We start from the raw sequence: 18,079 nt of genomic DNA on the forward strand, positions 1-18,079 counted from the left end.
CCCCGCCCCCGGGGGTGGAGTTGTGGGGTTGACCTGTGTTGTATACCCCCGTACCCCCATATATGTCCCCCCCGGGCTGGGGGCCGGCGGCGCGGCCCCCGGGGGGGGGGGGGGGGGGCACCCCCCCCCCCCCCCCCGCGGCCCGGTGCGAACGTCAGACGCAGCGTCCGTCCATCCAGTCGGTGAGGCCCGGCGTCCACGAGGTGGCCAGACGGGTCGCATCGGCGTCCAGCGCCCGCTGCCAGGAGCCGTAGTTGCCGGAGGCCGGCGGGGGCGGCTCCTGCCAGTCGACGACGTCGTACCAGTCGGGGAAGCCGGTGAGGGCCGCGGAGAGGCCTGCGGCGCCGACCCGGCTCCGGAGCACCGGATCCAGGTCCTTGTCATCCGTGTAGATCATGATCTCCTGGGACGCGATGCGCTCCGCGATCGGTGCGAGCACCTCGTTCCAGGCCGTCTCCCGGATCGACGAGTCGCTGCTGAGGAGAGACTCCTTCGTTTCCGCCTTCACCTCCACCAACACGACCATGCCGAGGGCCTTGGCGCTGTCGAGCCACTCGCGGAACGTGTACACGGTCTCACCCGTGTAAGGGCCGCGCGTGATGGTGCGTCCATCGAGCGGGTTCGGCCCGCTCGCCCACGTCAGCTCCGAGATGGAATCGGACGATCCGGTCAGCCCGTAGGTGGTTCTGTTGTGCCACATCACGGCCTTGGAGCCGTTCTTGGTCAGCCGCAGGTCGGCCTCCACCCCGGCCGCGCCCCAGCTCTTCTCCTGGGCGAGGCCTCGGGGGTGGTTCGCCGCACGGATCTGGTCTTCCTGCCAGCCTCCCACCTCCTGGGGCCACCCGCCGTGCCCGAACACCGCGGGGCAGTAGGGCAGCAGGGAGGGGCTGGTGTACCCCTCCATCATGTGGACCTGGCTGAAGGTCCAGTTGCCGGGCGCGGACTCCCAGCTGTGCAGGGGACTGTTGAGGTCACCGTCGGACTTGGCGGTGAAGGTGATCGTCTTCACCCGTCCGTCGGTGTAGCCGTAGAGGGTGGCCAGGTCGTCGCGGCCGTCCCCGTTGAAGTCACCGGTGACGATCTTCATACGCGAACGATCGTACGAGCCGGCCGGGAGGGCCAGCATGTCCCGCCGGGCGCCGAACTTCCCGTCCGTGCCGAGACGGAAGCCGATCACCGCGTCGTGTCCGTCCGCGTAGTCGTACCAGGCGGCCAGTTCGTCACGGCCGTCACCGTCGAAGTCACCCGCGTGCAGACTCGCCTGCCGGAACGTCCAGCCCGTGGACTCCCAGCCGTGTACGGGCTCGGCGAACCCGCCATCGGTCCGCCCGGCCCAGTACATCAGCTTCACGCTGCCGTCCCGGTACCCGTACAGCGCCGCGAGGTCGTCACGACCATCCCCGTTGAAGTCACCGGTGGCGAACTTCATGCGGTTGACGTACCAGCCATCCCCAGGGGCCCGCTCGAAGGAGGCGAGGTGCGCGCCGAAACCGCCGTCCGAGCGGGCGAGCATCGTGAAGAGTTTGTCGCTGCCGTCTCCGTAGGCGTACCAGACGGCGACGTCGTCACGGCCGTCCCCGTTGAAGTCGCCGGCCTGGGCGGTCATGGCGTCGAAATTCCAGTTGCCCGGCGCCGCGGTCCAGGAATGGAGAGGACTCTCGAATCTGCCGTCTCCACGGCCGAGCCAGGTCAGCAGGGTGACCCGGCCGTCCTCGTAACCGTAGAAGGCCGCGAGGTCGCCCACACCGTCCCCGTTGAAGTCGCCGGTGAGGCGCTTCATGTTCTCGACCCAGTAGCTGCCTGCGGGGGTCTCCCAGCCCACCCCGGGCGCGGCGAAGGCGCCGTTCGAGCCCGCGAGGAAGGTGCGTACGGCGTCGTGCCCGTCCGCGTAGTCGTACCAGGCGGCCAGATCGCTGCGGCCGTCACCGTTGTAGTCGTGACGGGCACCGGTGCCCGGTTCGGCCGCCTCAATGGTCGGCGCATCCGCCGTGCCGTCGAATGCCGCGGCCGTCCCTGCTGGTTGCCCAGGCGCGGCGGTCGCGCTACCGGTGCCCGTGGACAGGCCGAGCAGAGCGAAGCACAGCGCGGCCGAGCCCACTGCTATGGAAGGTCTTCTCATCCAGCTCTTCACATCCCTTGCCGTCGAACGAGAAAAATGCACCCCTCGGCGGGGGTGCATGGGGGCGAGCCTCGCCCGGCCGGATCGTTCATCTCGCCACAGCCATGGCAAAGACGACGACCGACGCCTGCGGGCCGTCGATCATTAGATCATTCAAGATCCTTCTGCGAAGCAGTCTCGATTGGCTCGGTAGCCTGTGGAGCGTCGCAGGGATCGTTGAGCGGCTGGTGCCGGATGAGTCGTGGGAGCTGTTTCAGCGGGTGGTCGAAGGCCAGGGTCCGGGCCAAGCTGCAGCACCTGGTGCTCGACGAGCACGGCTCCCGGGGCGAGCTGGACTGGTCGAGATGTGCGATCGACTCGGTGAACATGCGGGCTCTGAAAAGGGGGACCTGACAGGTCCGAATCCTGTCGACCGGGGCCTCACCATCCTGGACGTCCCCAAGCCCTGAGCCCTCCCCCAGAGACACCCCGATGCACCCTGACGTGGAACAGCTCACCCACATCGTCCCGCCACCGGCGGAGCGTCAGCCGCAGGCCTGGCCCGAGGTCGAGGCCCGCCTGGGCAGCGCTCTGCCGGAGGACCTCAAGGATCTCGTCGACACCTACGGCGGGGGCGTCCTCGACGAGACGATCTGGATCCTGGAGCCCGACTGCGCCGACTCCGACTACGACCTCCTGGCCATGAAGGCGGAGCGCGCCGAGGTACTGGCCCGGCTGTGGGAGATCGGTCCCGAGCCCCGCCCAGAGCAGCTGGAGGCCGACGGTGCGGGGCTGCTCCCCTTCGCGTACTCCGGCCCCTCCTGCCGTGGGCCACCCGGCGTTCCTCCCGCCGGCCGATCCGCGACGAAGTCAAGAACTCGTCGAAGGGCACGGTCGGCTGCTCGTTCAGCGCCGCGGGAACACCGGTGCCGTCGGAGCCGGCCCCAGCGTCGTCGTGCCGGGGGCCGACCGGTGGCCCAGCCCCGTACGGTAGGCGTCCAGGGCTGCCTCGGTACGGCCGCCGCGGCGCAGAAGGTCGCCCAGCAGACGGCACAGGTCGGCCAGGTCGCCGCTCGCTCCGCTGCGCTCCAGCAGCCCCAGGGCCATGACGTAGTGCTCCTCGGCGGTCTCGGCGTCCCCCCGCTCCTCCGCGATCAGCCCGAGCAGCCGGTGCGCACCCCCCGCGTGCACCGCGCCGTGCCGGTCACCCAGTTCGAGAAACGCCGAGAGCAGCTCCGACGCCTCGTCGTGCCGTCCGAGCCGCCGGAGGACATCGGCCAGCTCCACCTCCACCTGCGCCGTGAACAACGCCGCACGTCTGACGTTCAGCATGTCCCGGGCTGCACGCAACTCCCTTTCGGCTGATGCCAGTTCTCCGTTCTGGGCCTGGACGTAGCCGCGCATCCAGTGGCAGTGCGCGAGATCGGTACGCAGGCTCAGCTGCTGGTAGATCGCCTGCGCCTTGGCCAGTGAGGCGTCCGCGTCGGCCATGCGCCCCTCGGCGAGGAGCGTGCGCGCCACCTGCCGGTGCATGCCCGCGACCAGCGCCGGGTCGTCGACCTGCGGAGCCAGCGCCAGGGCGAGCTCGGCGGCGTGCGCGGCACGGGCGTGGGCGCCCATGTCCATGTACGGGCCGATCACGGCGGCGTACAGGACGACCAGCGCCTCGGGGTCGGCCAGTCCGCTCGCGCCGAGCTCGTCGATGGTGGACTCGAGGAGGTAGCAGGCATAACGCAGCTCGCCGGCCAGGAGGTGCGCGACGGCACGGCCGCGGATCGCGCGTACGCGGCGCGGCAGCGGCTCATCGGCGAGGAGCCGCTCGGCAGCCTGGAAGTGGCGCCCCGCGTCGACCAGTTGACCGGTCTCCAGGGCGCAGTCGCCGAGTCCGAGCAGCGCCTCGGCCTGCTCGGGCACGAGCTCCAGGTGCTCCGCGTCGGTGAGGAGGCGCCGATAGCGCACGGCGGCCTCCTCCGCGGTCCTGGTGGCCAGCTGCCGGCGCGCGTCGACGAGGTCGAGCCGCAGTTCCGTGGCGAGGTGCGCGGGCCTGCCGGTGGCCAGCTCCTCGTACGACGTGCCGAGCCGCTCCGCGAGGAAGCGCAGGGCGGTCTCCGAGGGCCTCACCTTGCCCGACTCCAGCGTCGACACGTACGCGGGGGTGTATGAGGGCTCGGCCAACTGCCTCTGAGTCAGCCCGCGTTGAGCACGCAGTCGCTGCACCCGGCGGCCGATCGCGGCCGGATCGTCCATCAGGACCCCCTGGTTCGTGAACTGCCCAGTATCCAGAAGCAGTAGGCATTGCGCACACCTTCGCCCTCCCCCTAGGTTAAGCGACTTGTTCAGCAGGGTTACTCCTGCCCTTAACTCGCCTGGCAAGGGGCTGATTTCATGCGTTCAGCACGACGAGCGGCCATGGCGGTCGGAGTGGCCGTCGCCCTCACGGCCGTACTCGCCGCCGCACCCGGCAGCGCCGCCGCGGAGCCGCCCGCACCTCGCACGGCCGGAGTCGAGGTCGAGATACCGGGGCCTGAAGACGGGACGTTCGCCGGCTCCGGCCACACGCACGTGCCGCCGGAAGGCCGGAACCGACCGGCCGCCCGCCTGACGTCGACCGAGGTGGCCGCCGACGGCGAGGTGGCCAAGATCGTCGACAACGGCCCCACCGCCGACCGGCTCGACATCGTCGTCGTCGGAGACGGCTACACCGTCGCCGAACTGCCCCGCTTCCACGCCGACGCCCAGAAGAAGTGGTCGGAGCTGACGGCCGTCGAGCCGTACACCACCTACCGCAACCTCTTCAACGTCTGGACCGTCGACGCCGTCTCGAACCAGTCCGGCGTCTCCGGCGACCCCTCTCCCGACACCCTCCGGGACACGGCCCTCGGCTCGTACTTCTGGTGCGACGAGATCGAGCGGCTCCTCTGCGTCGACCAGGACAAGGTCGACGGATACGTCGCGAAGGCGCCGGAGGCCGACCTGGTGCTCGTCCTCGCCAACAGCACCAAGTACGGCGGCGCGGGCTACAACGAGCCCAGCGAGACCCTCGGCTACGAGGGCATCTCCACGGCCTCGGCGGGCAACGAGAAGTCCGGCCAGGTCGCGATCCACGAAACCGGCCACTCCCTGGGCAAGCTCGCCGACGAGTACTTCTACGCCGACTACCCCGGCTACGAGCGCTACCTGGGCCCCGAGCCCGCCGACTCGAACATCACCACCCTCACGGCCGACGCCATGGCCGACCGGGGCGCCAAGTGGCACCGCTGGCTCGGCGAGCAGTCCCCCGACGGAGGCACCGTCGGCGCGTACGAAGGCGGCGGCTACTACGCCACCGGACTGCGGCGCCCCACCGAGGACTCCCTGATGCGCTCCCTCGGCAAGCCCTTCAACCTGCCTGGAGTGGAGGCGATGATCGCCGGCTTCTACCGCGAGGCGCGCATCGCCTCCCCCCTCACATCCACCGAACGTCCCCTCCGCGCGGGCGACACCGCCAAGGCCCTCGTTCCCCGGCTGACGGGGGCGGACGGGCGTCAGCTCACCATCCGCTGGTACCTGGACGGGCGGGAGCTGAAGTCTCTCGTGGGCCGCGACCGCGTACGGGTGTCCGACCTGGCCCTGCGGCTGCTCGACCTCCGGAAGCACACACTGTCCCTCACGGCCGAGGACCGCACACCTTCGGTGCGGGACCGCGGCATCGCCCGAACGATGAGGTCCACCGTCAGCTGGACGATCCGGCTCTGACGGCTCCGGCGGGCGTACGCCGCGGTTCGCAGACCAGCGCAGCGATCGTCACGTTGCGTATGCTCATCCGCCGCGCGACCCCGCGCTACCGCCGGGACGGCCACCCCACCACCCGACGCCTCACGTATCCATGTGCCGGGGTCTCAGCCCCAGCCCTGCAGCTGCTGGAGCAGGTCGGCGTCGCCCTCCATCCGCAGCGAGCCGGCCGGGATGCGCATGTACATGAGCAGGGCCATCTCGCTCGCCGTGCCGTAGATGGCGGCGGTGGGCTTGCTCTCGGCGGCCTCCGCCGCGGTGAGGCGGGTGAAGCGGGAACCGGCGGCGTCCACCGTCTGGCGCCAGGAACCGGCCTCGGCTGCGTGGTAGTCCATGGTGGCGGGCTCGCCCGGCCACGGGACCGTGCCGGTGCAGACGGTGGCGAGGAACTCCTCGATGGCGTCGCCCGCCTCGGTCGTCGGCAGCTCCTGCGGGGTACCGGAGGCCAGCTGGGCGTCGTAGGTGTGGATCAGCGACTCCGGGACGCGGCGACGGGCCACGGCGGCCACCGTGTGCGGCGAGGCCAGCGGCTCCCACCAGGCCCAGCAGCCCCGGTCCGGGCCGGCCTCGCGCAGAGCAGTAAGCAGCTGCTCCGTCGAGTCGGCCAGCCAGGATATGAGGGCCTCGCGCTCCCTGGGCGCCGCCAGCCCGTCCTTGCTCGGCCGCTCGTCGCCCGGCGCGGTGTTCAGCACGATGGAGGCCCAGAAGCGGTCCCCCTCACTGAGGTGGTTCGCCAGGTCGTACAGCGTCCAGCCCGGGCAGGACGGGACATCGGCGTCGAGGCTGGGGGCCGCGGCGACGGCGGCGCGGAACGCGGCGGACCGCTCGTCGATCATCCGCAGCAGGGTGGGGAAGTAGAGATGCTCAGTCACGCAGACCTTGTATCACCCGGACCGGGACTCTCACACTCGATTAAGACCGCCCGGCACGCCTACTGCCGGGCGCTCTGAAGCATGAACACGGGCTCCGGGAGGGGCAGTCACCCTCGAAGTAGCCGTTTCCCACCGGAGAAGTGTTCTGGACGCTGCCCCGACCCGGGGTCGCGAAGGAAGAACGCGGGGCCGGGAGCAACCCGGCCGCCAGACCGCTGTCGTCGCACCCACCGGCTGGGACAGCGAGACAGTGGCCCGCTCGGCCGGATCGCCGGCGCCGGCTGCCGTGCGGTCACGCGGACCAGTCGTGCTCCGTGACCTGAGGCTCCCGTCGAGGGCCCGGCTGTCCCGAACCTCCTTGCCCTCCTTTCCTGCCTTGCCTTCCCACGACGCTGCCCAGCCAGCCGAACAGAAAGCCGGCGGGAATCGACACGAGGACGACCGTCTCCAGCGGGAACCAGTCGATGTGCCACTCCGGGAAGAGCGCCGAGGGGGCGCCTGAGAAGACGGGGCTGGAGATCTGGAGTCCGCCGGTGCAGCCCAGGCCCCCGTACAGCGTCCAGAGCAGCCCGGGTCGGGTGTAGCCGCTCCAGAAGAGGGAGTACACCAGCGCCGGAAGCAGGCAGGAGGCCGCCACCGCCAGGGACAGCGTCGTCAGGAACAGGACATTCCATCCCTGCACCCGGACGGCCAGCAGGATGCTCAGCATTCCGACCCCGGCGGACGCGAGGCGGGCGGCGGCCACCTCCCGGCCCTCGGTCGTGCGCCCACGGCGCAGGGCCTTCGTGTACAGGTCGTGGGCGATCGCCCCCGCGGCCGCCAGGGTGATGCTCGCCACGGCGGCCAGCGTGGTGAGGAACACGGCGCAGGAAACCAGGACGACGAGCAGCGCCCCGTTCGTGTGGGTCGAGGAGCCGCCCGCCAGTTCGCCGGTGAGCAGCAGCAGGGTGCTGTTGCCGCCGGGGTCCGCGGCCAGGATCGCCGGTGCGCCGATCAACGCGGCGCCCGCGAAGCCCATCAGCGCAGCCGTGAGGAGGAACGCGCCGACGATGCCGATGGTGTGCCGCACCGTACGACGCGCGGCGGCACCGTCGGAAGCCGTGCCGAGTTGCATGGCGACGTGCGGCAGGCACGCCACTCCCAGCACGATGGTGATCACCAGGCCGACGAAGTCGAGCGTGCCTTCGAGGTCGTTGCTCGCGGCGAAGCGGAGGCCGGGGCGCATATAGCCGGCGGGCCGGCCGCTCCCCTGTGCGGCGGCGTCGATCAAGGAATCGGCGCTCCAGTGAAATCGATGGAGCAGCACCGCTGCCACCGTCAGGGCGGCGCCGAGCAGCACCAGCGTTTTCATCACCTGGATGACGATCGCGCCGCGCATGCCGCCGAACACCGTGGCGCAGACGACCAGTGCGCCGATCATGACGACGGCCGTCTTCTCGGGTCCGGGCCCGGTCACTCCCAGCAGCGCCGTGGTGGTCACGCCCGCGCCGGAGAGCTGCACGACCAGAACGGGGACGCACACGCTCAAGGTCACGACGGCGCTCGCCACCCTCGCCCCCGGCCCTGGAGCCCGCAGGGCGAACGTGTCGCCCAGGGTGTAGCCGGCGTGCTCGCGCAGGGGGCGCGCGAGCAGGAGGAGCACGCCGAGCGACAGCACGGTGCACAGGGCGATGAACAGCCCGTCGTAGCCGAAGACCGCGACACTTCCCGTGGTGCCGAGCACCACGGCCGCGGGCAGGTAGACGCCGGACAGGACGAGGGCCCCGCGCAGGGGCTTCAGCCTGCGGCCCGCTGTGTAGAAGTCGTTGATCCGGTCCCGCTCGGGGCCGCTGAGGACGCAGACGAACAGGATGGGGATGATGAGCGCCAGAAAGCCCACCAGGACGAAAGCCTGTGTGTCGCTGTCGAGGGCGCCGGGCGCGGACGCCAGGATCCGCGGACTCATCTGCTCTCTTCCCCGTCCTCATGAGGAGCCGGGCGGCCGTCCGCACGGCGTTCGTACCGCGCCGCCGTCCACACCAGCAGGGAGCCCTGGAAGAGCAGGGCCGGCACGCCGATGCTGGTCTCCCCCCACACGCGGGTGGCCATCAACTCGGCTGCGGAGCAGGCGAGCAGCACGTGCAGGGCGAAGGCGGATCCGTTGACCAGGGCGAAGGTCGCACCGGGGCGGTGAGGCCGCGGTCGATGATGAAGGCGGGGGGCGTGCGGGTGGGTCATGGCGGTCTCCGTACGTTGTTGGGCGGACCGGGATGATCGGGCGTGGCTGACGGCGGCTCGGCTCGTGTGACTCGGAAGTGGGCCGCCGGCGCTCTGCGGCGTGCCCGGCTGCTGATTGAGGTGCGCGTGTCCATCGCCCTTTACGCAGATGACGGCGGGGTGTTGCTCGGGCCGACGGCATGCCGCTCCGGAACGAGGAGCGAGCCTGAAGCCGGCCGATGGTGCCCATGGGGCCGTTGACATCTCCGTCACGACGACCGTCAGTGCCGTTCCGGCGTGACGGGGACAATAACGGAACTGACAGTCACGTATCTAGAGGGAGGAGCCCTTCGGCTTCCCGTCCCATGCCATCGGTCGCCGCCATGAGCGACATGCGTGCGCACCTCGTCGCGGGCGTTCCTGCCCGATACCGGTGGCATGCCGCCGGCGAACCGTTTCCATACCCGCAGGTCCTAGCGTCCGGCACAGCCGTCATGGCCGCCCACGACCACCCTGCGAGGAGATTCCGTGCTCGAAGGCTTCGGCGAAGCGCTCGCGGACCGGGAGTACTACCTGCCGCTGCCCAGCGTGGCCGACCCCGGGCCGCGCTTCGCTCCCGGCGAGGTGCCGCCGGGCCTGCGCGGCGCCGCCCAGGGCATCTGGAAGGTCTGGGGCGGGCCGCGGACGGGGCTCGCCGAGCAGGGCTGGAAGATCCACGTGTCGGCGCGGCTGGACCGGGCGCAGCACGTGCTCGACACGGTCGCCGGGATCTGCTTCTCCGAGGGCGTGCCGTTCAAGCACCTGAGCGCCCGGCTCTTCTTCCTGTTCCTCCATCACAAACACGCCGGGCGGGCCCAGGCGGGCAAGTTCTGCGCCGTCTACCCGCCGGACACGGCGACGGCCCGCCGCCTGCTGGAGCGCCTGCGCGACGCGCTCGACGGGGAGGAGGGGCCGTACGTCCTCACCGACCGGCGCTTTCGCGACTCACGGACGGTCCACTACCGCTACGGCTCCTTCGGTTCCCGCAGCCGGCTGCGCGCCGACGGCACGCGGGAAGGGCTGGTCCGCGACGGCTCCGGCCGCGAGGTCGTGGACCTGCGGCTGCCCGCCTTCCACCTGCCCGAGGGGATCGCGGACCCCTTCGTCGAGCAGGAGGAGCGGCCGCACGTGGGCCCGATCCTGATCCGCGACTACGAGGTGACCCGCGCGGTGCGCCTGAGCAACGCCGGCGGCACGTACCAGGCCCGGGACCGGCGGACCGGCCGCACCGTCTTCGTCAAGGAGGCCCGCGCCCACAACGGCCTGGTCCTCGACGGGACCGACGCTCAGCAGCGGCTGCGGCACGAGTACGGCGTGCTGCGCGAGCTGCACGAGGCCGCCCCCGGGGTGGGCCCGGAGCCGCTGGACCACTTCACGGAGTGGGAACACGACTTCCTCGTCACCGAGTACGTCGCCGGACAGCCGCTGGTGGGCTGGCTGAGCCGGTCCTCCCCGCTGGCCCGCGCCGACCGCACGGCCGAGTCCGTCGCCGCGTACTACGAGGCGTGCCGGCACCTGCTGGCCTCGCTGGACGCCTCGCTGGAGCGGCTGCACACCGCCGGCTACCGGTTCGGCGACCTCAGCCTGGGCAATGTCATGGTCATACCGTCGGGCGAGGTCCGGCTGGTGGACTTCGAGGCGGCCTCGGCCCTGTCCGCGGCGCCCTCCGGGATGGGCACTCCGGGGTTCACGCCGCCGCCCGGCATGCTCCGGGCCGACTCCGATCCGCTGCTGCATGACCGGTACGGCATGTCGGCAGTCGCGTTCGCCTTCCTGGCGCCGTTCCACGAGATCGCCGCGCACGCGCCCGCCAACCTCGTACTGCTGCGCCGCGACCTGGCGGACGTGGCTCCGCCGCGGGACCTGTGGCAGCGGGCCACCGCCTTCCATCCGGCGGAGGACCCGACGCGGGACCGGGGCGGTCCCGGCCACCTGCCCTCCCCCACCGAGCTGGACGGCGATCCGCGCGGCTGCCTCACCCGGCTGGCCGAGGAAGTGGCCGCGGGGCTGCTGGAGATGGCTGACGCTGACCGCCCGGAGTGGGCCTTCCCGCCCTCGCCCGAGGCGTTCCGGACCAACAACGTGTGCCTGGCCTACGGCACGGCCGGGGTGGTGCACGCCCTGCACCGCGCCGGGGCCGCGGTGCCGGAGGAGATCCGCGAACGGCTGCGCCGCGACACGCTGGCGCAGCGCGACGCGCTGCCCCCCGGGCTGCTCGTCGGCTCGGCCGGCATCGCACGGGTACTGGCCGGCCTCGGCCTGCTGGACGAGGCCGTCGACCTGCTCCGGGACGCCGACGACCACGCGCTCAGCGCCTCCTGCGGCACGCTGGCCGGCGGGCGGGCCGGGGTCGGTCTGGGCTGGCTCGCCCTGCACCGGCTGACCGGGGAGAGCAGCCACCTGGAGCGGGCCGCCGCGGCCGGGGAGCGCCTGCTGCGCACCCCCGACCTGCCGGCCACCCTCGGCGAGCACGACGCCCGCGGCCTGCTGCACGGCCGCTCGGGACTCGCCCTCTTCCTCCAGCGCCTGGCCCGCCACACCGACGAGGCCCGCTACCTGGAGGCGGGGCGCGCGCTGCTCCACCAGGAGCTGGACCGCACCTTTGCGCTGGACGACGGCACTCTGTCCCTCTCCGACGACGCGCGGGTCACCCGTGCCATGCCGTACCTGGCCACGGGCGCGGCCGGCGTCGCGGCGGTGCTCGCACGCTACGTGGCCACCGCGCCGGACGAACGCTGCGCCGCGGCGCTGCCGAGGCTGGTGGCCGGCATCCGGGTCTCCTGCGCCACGAAGGAGGCGGGCCTGTACCGGGGGCTGGCCGGACTGACCTGGTGCCTGACCGGGTACGCCGAGCTCACCGGCACGGACGCGGCCCGCGGGGACGCCGTGCGCGCCGCGACCGGCCTGCTGAAGTACGCCGTCCCGTACCGGCGCGGTGTCCGCTTCCTCGGAGCGGGTTCGCAGCGGTTCACCGCCGACCTGTCCAGTGGCGGAGCCGGTGTCCTGCTGGCCCTCCACCGCCTGCTGGCCGGGCCGCTCCTGACGGAGCCCCACCACGCGCGTCCCCGGATTCCCGCAGTGCACTGACGTCACCCGGCGGGCGTCCCCTGAACCCCTGGGCACGGCGGCAGACCGCTCCGTGCCGAGGTGTTGCGGTCACAACCGACACAACCCCGAGAAATGGTGGTGAGCATCCATGAGTCAGATCCTCGCGCTCCAGACCCTGGACACCGAGCCGGAGGCCTGTTCCCTCCCTCCCTGCTTCAGCGTCGCCTGGAGCATGAGCGACATCTTCCCCGAGCCGATGTAACCGGCCGGCACCCGTGGAGGGCCGGGACCGGTGGTCCTGCCACCGGTCCCGGCCCGGTCGCGCTCCCGCCCCGGCTCCGGGCCGACACGCCCTCAGCGGCTCTTCACCATCGGCACGGTGAAGCTGACCTTCTTGCCGGAGTGGTAGTCGGTGTGGTCCCACACCGACAGGTGGGTCTTGTCCTTCAGCCTCAGCTGGAGCACCTCGTTCGCGTTGCTCCAGTTGTAGTAGAAGAACCGGAAGTTCCTCGACTCAGTGGCCTTCAGCTCCTTCGATCCAGCCCATTTGCAGTCGCGCGTCGCATCGTGCTCGCAGGTGGACCAGGCTCTGGCGTAGAGGCGGCAGTCCTCTCCATGCCAGATGTCGATGCGGCTCAGTCTGTCGTCGGACGAACGCCACGTTCCCGCGAACCCACTGGCGACACACAGGGCGGATGCCTGCTTCGCCGAGGTGAACGTCAGCAGGACGGAGAGGGAGAACGTCAACGCGACCGTCAGGAACAAGGCCGTCATCAGGCGGAGCGGACGGCGGACCGAAGAGGTGTGTGTCATCGTGAACCTCCGGTGGCGGGTGGCAGCTCGACCGGCAGTCCCGTGCAGCCGGACCGGCATCGGAGTCCTCATGGTCTCGACGACGTCTGAATCCGCGGTGCACTGCGTATGCGGGCCCGCACTCGTGCCAGGTGCCCCCTCCTTCTTCCAGACCAGCACTCCTGGATCCTGCCCGCAAGTCGGAGTGCCGTCTTTGCACACCGTTCAATGATGCACGCGATCCATTGTGGAGCGGTCAACGAGTCTCGTCGTCGAGTCGGGTGCCTGGAGGGGGCGTTGCCCGGTCCGGGCACCCGATCGTCCGAGGCCGCCGGAGCGCCCTCCGGGTGGGCGGGCGCCTCAGGACCGGCGGGCGTGGAGGGCGTGGGCGCCCAGTGCGAGGGGCGTGTGGCCGGCGAGTTCGAGGCCGTGCTCTTCGAGCAGACGGGCGTAGTGGTCGGCCGTACGCTCGCGTCCTCCGGTGTTGCACATCATGTGGAGGTCCCACGCCGTGGCGAGCGAGGGGGCGGTGCCGGCAGGCAGGAGGCGTTCCACGATGAGGAGGTCCGCGTGCCGGGGCATGGCGTCGGCGCAGTGGCGCAGGATGCTCCGGCAGCGGTCGTCGTCCCAGTCGTGCAGGACCCGGGAGAGGAGGTAGACGTCGCCGCCCGGGGGGACGTCCGCGAAGTCGCCCGCCCGGTATCGGCACCGCTCGCCGGCCCCGGTGGCGGCCAGGTACGTGCGCGCCGCCGCGAGCACCTGAGGGCGTTCGAGGAGAATGCCGCGCAGGGTGGGGTGTGCGGTCAGGATGCGACCGAGGAGTTCTCCGGTGCCGCCGGCGATGTCGACCACCGTGCGAGGTCGGCCGGGGGCGGTCGCAGCGGCGGTGAGGACCGGGTGCGCGGGGAGGGGATCGAACATGACGGCGCTCGACGCCATGGACTGGTCGAACAGGGTGGCCAGTTCGGGGTCGCGGGCGAAGTGGTCGAAGTGGTTCTCGCCGTGGAGGTGCTCGAAGCCGGGTTGTCCGCCGCGCACGGTGTGGGTCAGGTGGGCGAAGGACTCGTAGAAGGGGCCGCCGTACATCAGCGCCAGAGGCCGCATCGATCCCGGGGTCTCCGCGTCCAGAAGCGCGCCGACGCCGGTGAGCCGGAATCCGTCGGGGCCTTCGGAGACCACGCCCAGCATGGCGAGGTACCGCAGCAGGGTCGCCAGGCTCTCCGGGTGGGCGCCGACGGCGCGGGCCAGCTCCGAACTGTCGATCCCGGTGTGGCTGTTCATGGCTTCCGGCAGCCGGAGCCGGGCGCACGCCGCCAGGGCCTGGGTGGTCCAGGCTCCGGTCAGCAGCCACAGAAGCGTTTCCGCCGGCTGCGGTTCGCCCGGCGGTCCCGCGTGCCCCGCGGCGGCGAGAGGCCGCCCGAGGTGCTCGGTCAGTACGTCACGATGGTCTCCGCCCGCGTAGAGCTCGACGCGCCGGTACGCGGTCTTCGTGTCGGCGGGGGCGGTGAAGTAGAACACGGTGCCGTCCTCGTGCGGGTTGTACCCGCCTCCGTCGGCAGCCGCTCCGTGCCGCGCGAAGCTCGCCAACAGCCCCCGCAGCACCAGCGGGTCGGGCCGTGCGACGTCGAAGGCGAGGTGCGCCTCGTGGTCCCGGCCGCGTTCCTCCTCGGCGATCCGGGACAGTCCGGAACCCGGTGGCACGGTCAGCGCGAACACCTCGACCGCCCGGCGTTCGTCCGCGGGGCCTCGGACCACGGGACGGAGGATCCTCACGTCGAGGTCAGCGGGATCGCGGCGGTGGCGTGAGGCGAGGCGGTCGCGCACGACGACGCTGGGCTGCGCCTGCGCTTCCGCGGACAGCCCGCACGCCGCCAGGTCCGTCCGGAGCGCGTGCTCGTCGGGCGGGAACACGAGCACGGCGGCGTGGGCGAAGCGGCACTGATCCGTCAGTGCCCGCAGTTCGGGACCGTCGAGTCCGGGCAGCACGCGCGAGAGCAGGACGGACGTGTCCTGCTCCCGGACGAATCCGGCCGTCGCGCTCAGCCGCTCCGCGTCGTCGCCGGCGTTCGCCCGGATCGTGGTCATGGGTGTCGTGGGTGTCGTGGGTGTCCTGGTGGCCGACGCCGTGGTCGCGGGCATGGTGAAGGGAGGTTCGGAGCGCATTCCCTGTCCGTGGGTGGAGGAGGAGGCCCGGGCCCGGCCCCCGGAGCCTGCCCGTGCACGGTGCACGGGCAGCCCGGGGCCTGGCCCGGAACGGGACGAAGAGGAGGAGGAGAAGGGGGACGGTCAGATGCCGACGTAGTTCTCGGCGAACCAGTCCTGTTGGGTGCGCGAGGTACGCAGCGAGGCGAGGCGGGAGCGGCGCAGACGCTCCTGGAAGAGGGAGGCGCCCTCGGTACCCGGGGCGGCGTGCAGGAGGCGGATCATCCAGTGCGAGAACTCCTGCGCACGCCAGATGTGCGCCAGGCACCGCTCCGAGTAGGAGGCGAGCGGCTCGGGGTCGCCGTGAGCGAGGGCATCGGTCAGGGCCTGGGCCAGGATCTCCGCCTCCAGCACCGCGAGGTTCGCGCCCTTCGCGGCGGACGGGCTGATCAGGGCGGCGGCATCGCCCACCAGGAACAGCGAGCCGTGGCGCAGCGGTTCGAGCACGTCGGACTCGAGGTCGACGACGGCACGCTGGACGATCCGGCCGCGGAGCAGGTGTCCGTACGAGGTCGCGCGCATGCGCAGGTCGAGTTCGTCCCAGATGCGGTCGTCGCTCCAGCCGTCGGCCTCGGTTCCGCTTTCACACTGCAGGTAGTAGCGGGTGATCTCGGCGGAGCGGGCCATGTGCCCGGCGAATCCCCGCGGGTGGACCGCGTAGCCCACCGCGTCCAGGCTCGGCGGCGCCTCGGCGAGCAGCCCCAGCCAGGACACACCGTGGTCGCGGTGGTGGCGGTGGACCGCGCCGGGCGGAAGCGAGCGCCGCCCCGCCCCGTGGCGGCCGTCGCAGGCGGCGACGTACCGTGCCCGCCAGTGGCCGGGGCGCCCGTCCGCCTCCCGTACGGTCACGGAGGGCGCGGGGCCGTCCGCGTCGGACACGACGACCGCCTCGGTGTCGAAGCGGATCCGCCCCCCGGCATCGATGAACTGCGCCAGCAGATCCGTGACCAGTTCGTGCTGCGGATAGACGGTGTGCGGGTCACCTCTGCCGAGCCGTCGGTAGTCCAGGCGGAAGCGGCCGTCGTCGGTGCGGAACTCGCAGACGCCGTGCTCCTGCCCGCGCCGCCGCAGCCCCTCGTCCAGACCGTTGCGTTCCAGGATCCGCACGGTGTTCGCGGCGAGGAAGCCCGCCCGTGCCCGGTTCTGGACATGGTCACGACCGGCACGTTCGAGCACCGCACAGTCGATGCCGCTGCGCAGTAAGAGGTTCCCCAGGACCAGGCCGGCCGGGCCGGCCCCGAGGATGACCACATCAGCCGAGTCCTGCGCGACCTCGGCGTACTGACTCTCTGTCACAACAGTGGATCATAGGCACTCAAAAATATACGGACGGCCGTATATCACCCGAATGCCGCATGGTGCGAAAAGGATTCTCCCCTCACGGGGGCGAACCGGATCGCCACCCGAGACCCGTGAAACGTGTGCCCAAGGCCGTATCCGTCCCTCGGACGGGCCGGGCGCGAGCGACGGCCCCGCCGCCCGGGACACGGGCGGAAGGCGGCCGGGGCCGCGCGCCCCCGTCGGCTGCCGTCACGGCACCGCCGACCTCGTCGAGGCGCCTGACCTGGGGTCCTGTCCGCCAGGCGGCTCTCCTCGTGACGCTGCCGGCCGGCTGCCCGATCATGTCGCACCGGTGCCGGGGCCGGTACCAGGGCGGACCGCGAGACCGGAGGGCGACGGTGTTCTAGCCTGGAAGGACACGCAGCCCGCGGAGGCGGGGACCTTCCGTTCGTCCGGCATTCCGTTCGTCCGGCCACCCGCTCCCGGGCGATGCGTCCGATCGGCGGGTGAGATCAATGGGCGGCACGGCCGGCACGGCCGGCGACGGAAACCACCACGACGTGATCGTCGTCGGCGCACGCTGCGCCGGCGCACCGACCGCGATGCTCCTGGCTCGTCAGGGTCACCGCGTTCTCCTGGTCGACAGGGCGACGTTCCCGAGCGACACGATCTCCACACACCTGATCCATCCCCCCGGTCTGGCCGCGCTGGACCGGTGGGGACTGCTGGATCAGGTCGTGGCGAGCGGGTGTCCTCCCATCGACACGTACGCCTTCGACCTCGGACCGTTCTCCATCGTCGGGTCGCCGGCCGGCGAGGGATTCGAAGCCGCGTACGCGCCGCGCCGCACGGTCCTCGACAAGATCCTCATCGACGCAGCCGCGGAATCCGGTGCCGAGGTACGCGAGGGCTTCACGGTGGAGGAGCTCCTGTTCGACGGGGCGACCGTGACCGGGATCAAGGGGCACCACAAGGGCGGCGACACCGCCGTCGACCACGCCCGGGTCGTCGTGGGCGCGGACGGCGTCCACTCCTCCGTCGCGAGGGCGACGCATGCCACCGGCTACGCGGAGAAGCCGAAGATCAACGCCTACTACTACACGTACTGGGCCGGCCTGCCCATGCACGGCACGTACGAGGCGTACGACCGCGGCGACCGCGCCTGCGCCGCGTGGCCCACGAACGAGGACCAGACGATGCTCATCTGCGGCTGGCCCATGCATGACTTCGAGGCCAACCGCGACGACGTCGAAGGCAACTTCCACGCCACGCTGGCCCGTGCTCCGGCGCTCGCCGAGCGGGTCGCCCGGGGCGAACAGGCGGAACGCTTCGTGGGGACGGCCATCCCGAACTACTTCCGCACGCCCTACGGTCCCGGATGGGCCCTGGTCGGCGACGCCGGATATCTGAAGGACCCCATCACCGCCCAGGGCATCCAGGACGCGTTCCGTGACGCGGAGCGGTGCACTCGCGCACTCGACGACGTGCTCACCGGCCGCCGGTCCTTCGACGAGGCGATGCGGGCCTGGCAGGAGGCGAGGGACGCCCAGGTCATGGGCATGTACGAGTTCACGGCCCAGTTCGCGACGATGGAACCGCCGCCCCCGGAGATGCAGCAGCTACTCCTCGCCGTGTCGCAGAGCCCGTCGGCACGCGACGAGTTCGTCAGGGTCACGGCGGGCATGACCCCGCCCGACGAGTTCTTCGGCCACATGCAGGAACGGATGAGCCACCACCGGGCACCCGACGCGGCCTGATCCCGGCCTTCGGCTGCCCACAG

11 protein-coding genes and 2 pseudogenes are annotated in these 18,079 nt (G+C 71.5%); 5 read left to right on the forward strand and 8 right to left on the reverse strand.

The window, feature by feature from the left end; genetic code table 11:
• Positions 1–154: 154 nt before the first annotated feature.
• The gene (locus tag ACGFZF_RS32960; RefSeq protein ID WP_393560243.1) at positions 155–2,119 is read right to left on the reverse strand and encodes an FG-GAP-like repeat-containing protein; all 1,965 of its coding nucleotides are present in this window, start codon (positions 2,117–2,119) and stop codon (positions 155–157) included.
• Between the two features lie 252 nt (positions 2,120–2,371).
• Between ACGFZF_RS32960 and ACGFZF_RS32965 the strand changes: the two are divergent.
• Positions 2,372–2,538 (forward strand): annotated as a pseudogene (locus ACGFZF_RS32965) (IS5/IS1182 family transposase); the annotation flags it as partial.
• A 466-nt stretch (positions 2,539–3,004) separates the two neighbouring features.
• Here the strand turns inward: ACGFZF_RS32965 and ACGFZF_RS32970 are convergent.
• A complete protein-coding gene (locus ACGFZF_RS32970; protein WP_393560245.1) occupies positions 3,005–4,345 on the reverse strand; it encodes a tetratricopeptide repeat protein in 1,341 nt (446 codons plus the stop codon).
• Between the two features lie 138 nt (positions 4,346–4,483).
• On the opposite strand from ACGFZF_RS32970, the gene ACGFZF_RS32975 reads away from it, so the two are divergent.
• Together ACGFZF_RS32975 and ACGFZF_RS32980 are read left to right on the forward strand one after the other, a co-directional pair.
• Positions 4,484–5,833 carry a M64 family metallopeptidase gene (locus tag ACGFZF_RS32975; protein WP_393560247.1) on the forward strand — a complete coding sequence of 450 codons (1,350 nt, stop codon included), beginning with the start codon at positions 4,484–4,486 and terminating at the stop codon, positions 5,831–5,833.
• Between the two features lie 35 nt (positions 5,834–5,868).
• Positions 5,869–5,955, forward strand: a pseudogene (locus ACGFZF_RS32980) (IS5/IS1182 family transposase); the annotation flags it as partial.
• A gap of 21 nt (positions 5,956–5,976) precedes the next feature.
• Here the strand turns inward: ACGFZF_RS32980 and ACGFZF_RS32985 are convergent.
• From ACGFZF_RS32985 to ACGFZF_RS32995, 3 genes are all read right to left on the reverse strand, one after another.
• The gene (locus ACGFZF_RS32985) at positions 5,977–6,741 is read right to left on the reverse strand and encodes a maleylpyruvate isomerase family mycothiol-dependent enzyme (protein ID WP_393560249.1); all 765 of its coding nucleotides are present in this window, start codon (positions 6,739–6,741) and stop codon (positions 5,977–5,979) included.
• Positions 6,742–7,033: 292 nt separating this feature from the next.
• Positions 7,034–8,686, reverse strand: coding sequence for a cation acetate symporter (locus ACGFZF_RS32990; RefSeq protein WP_393560251.1), 1,653 nt, complete (start codon positions 8,684–8,686; stop codon positions 7,034–7,036).
• Positions 8,683–8,958, reverse strand: coding sequence for a hypothetical protein (locus ACGFZF_RS32995; protein ID WP_393560253.1), 276 nt, complete (start codon positions 8,956–8,958; stop codon positions 8,683–8,685). Before ACGFZF_RS32995 ends, ACGFZF_RS32990 begins: the two co-directional genes overlap by 4 nt.
• Positions 8,959–9,465: 507 nt before the next feature.
• Between ACGFZF_RS32995 and lanKC the strand changes: the two genes are divergently transcribed.
• Positions 9,466–12,063 carry a class III lanthionine synthetase LanKC gene (lanKC, locus tag ACGFZF_RS33000; protein WP_393560254.1) on the forward strand — a complete coding sequence of 866 codons (2,598 nt, stop codon included), beginning with the start codon at positions 9,466–9,468 and terminating at the stop codon, positions 12,061–12,063.
• Positions 12,064–12,378: 315 nt separating this feature from the next.
• Here the strand turns inward: lanKC and ACGFZF_RS33005 are convergent, their stop codons facing one another.
• The 3 genes from ACGFZF_RS33005 to ACGFZF_RS33015 form a co-directional block, all read right to left on the reverse strand.
• A complete protein-coding gene (locus ACGFZF_RS33005) occupies positions 12,379–12,798 on the reverse strand; it encodes a hypothetical protein (protein WP_393560256.1) in 420 nt (139 codons plus the stop codon).
• 378 nt (positions 12,799–13,176) lie between these two features.
• Complete coding sequence (locus ACGFZF_RS33010) at positions 13,177–14,901, reverse strand: methyltransferase (protein WP_393560258.1); 1,725 nt, start codon at positions 14,899–14,901, stop codon at positions 13,177–13,179.
• Between the two features lie 201 nt (positions 14,902–15,102).
• Positions 15,103–16,314: a 4-hydroxybenzoate 3-monooxygenase gene (locus ACGFZF_RS33015; RefSeq protein WP_393560260.1), complete on the reverse strand. Its 1,212-nt coding sequence runs from the start codon at positions 16,312–16,314 to the stop codon at positions 15,103–15,105.
• A 500-nt stretch (positions 16,315–16,814) separates the two neighbouring features.
• On the opposite strand from ACGFZF_RS33015, the gene ACGFZF_RS33020 reads away from it, so the two are divergent.
• Positions 16,815–18,056: an NAD(P)/FAD-dependent oxidoreductase gene (locus ACGFZF_RS33020; protein ID WP_393560519.1), complete on the forward strand. Its 1,242-nt coding sequence runs from the start codon at positions 16,815–16,817 to the stop codon at positions 18,054–18,056.
• The last annotated feature ends 23 nt before the right edge of the window (positions 18,057–18,079 follow it).

The organism is Streptomyces sp. NPDC048338, from assembly GCF_043201055.1.
In the GTDB taxonomy this organism is placed as follows: domain Bacteria; phylum Actinomycetota; class Actinomycetes; order Streptomycetales; family Streptomycetaceae; genus Streptomyces.

Bases quoted from the DNA above. Each gene is read 5' to 3' on its own strand.
- ACGFZF_RS32960 (WP_393560243.1), bottom strand. From the start codon at position 2,119: ATGAGAAGACCTTCCATAGCAGTGGGCTCGGCCGCGCTGTGCTTCGCT.
- ACGFZF_RS32970 (WP_393560245.1), bottom strand. From the start codon at position 4,345: ATGGACGATCCGGCCGCGATCGGCCGCCGGGTGCAGCGACTGCGTGCT.
- ACGFZF_RS32975 (WP_393560247.1), top strand. From the start codon at position 4,484: ATGCGTTCAGCACGACGAGCGGCCATGGCGGTCGGAGTGGCCGTCGCC.
- ACGFZF_RS32990 (WP_393560251.1), bottom strand. From the start codon at position 8,686: ATGAGTCCGCGGATCCTGGCGTCCGCGCCCGGCGCCCTCGACAGCGAC.
- ACGFZF_RS32995 (WP_393560253.1), bottom strand. From the start codon at position 8,958: ATGACCCACCCGCACGCCCCCCGCCTTCATCATCGACCGCGGCCTCAC.
- ACGFZF_RS33005 (WP_393560256.1), bottom strand. From the start codon at position 12,798: ATGACGGCCTTGTTCCTGACGGTCGCGTTGACGTTCTCCCTCTCCGTC.
- ACGFZF_RS33010 (WP_393560258.1), bottom strand. From the start codon at position 14,901: ATGACCACGATCCGGGCGAACGCCGGCGACGACGCGGAGCGGCTGAGC.
- ACGFZF_RS33020 (WP_393560519.1), top strand. From the start codon at position 16,815: ATGGGCGGCACGGCCGGCACGGCCGGCGACGGAAACCACCACGACGTG.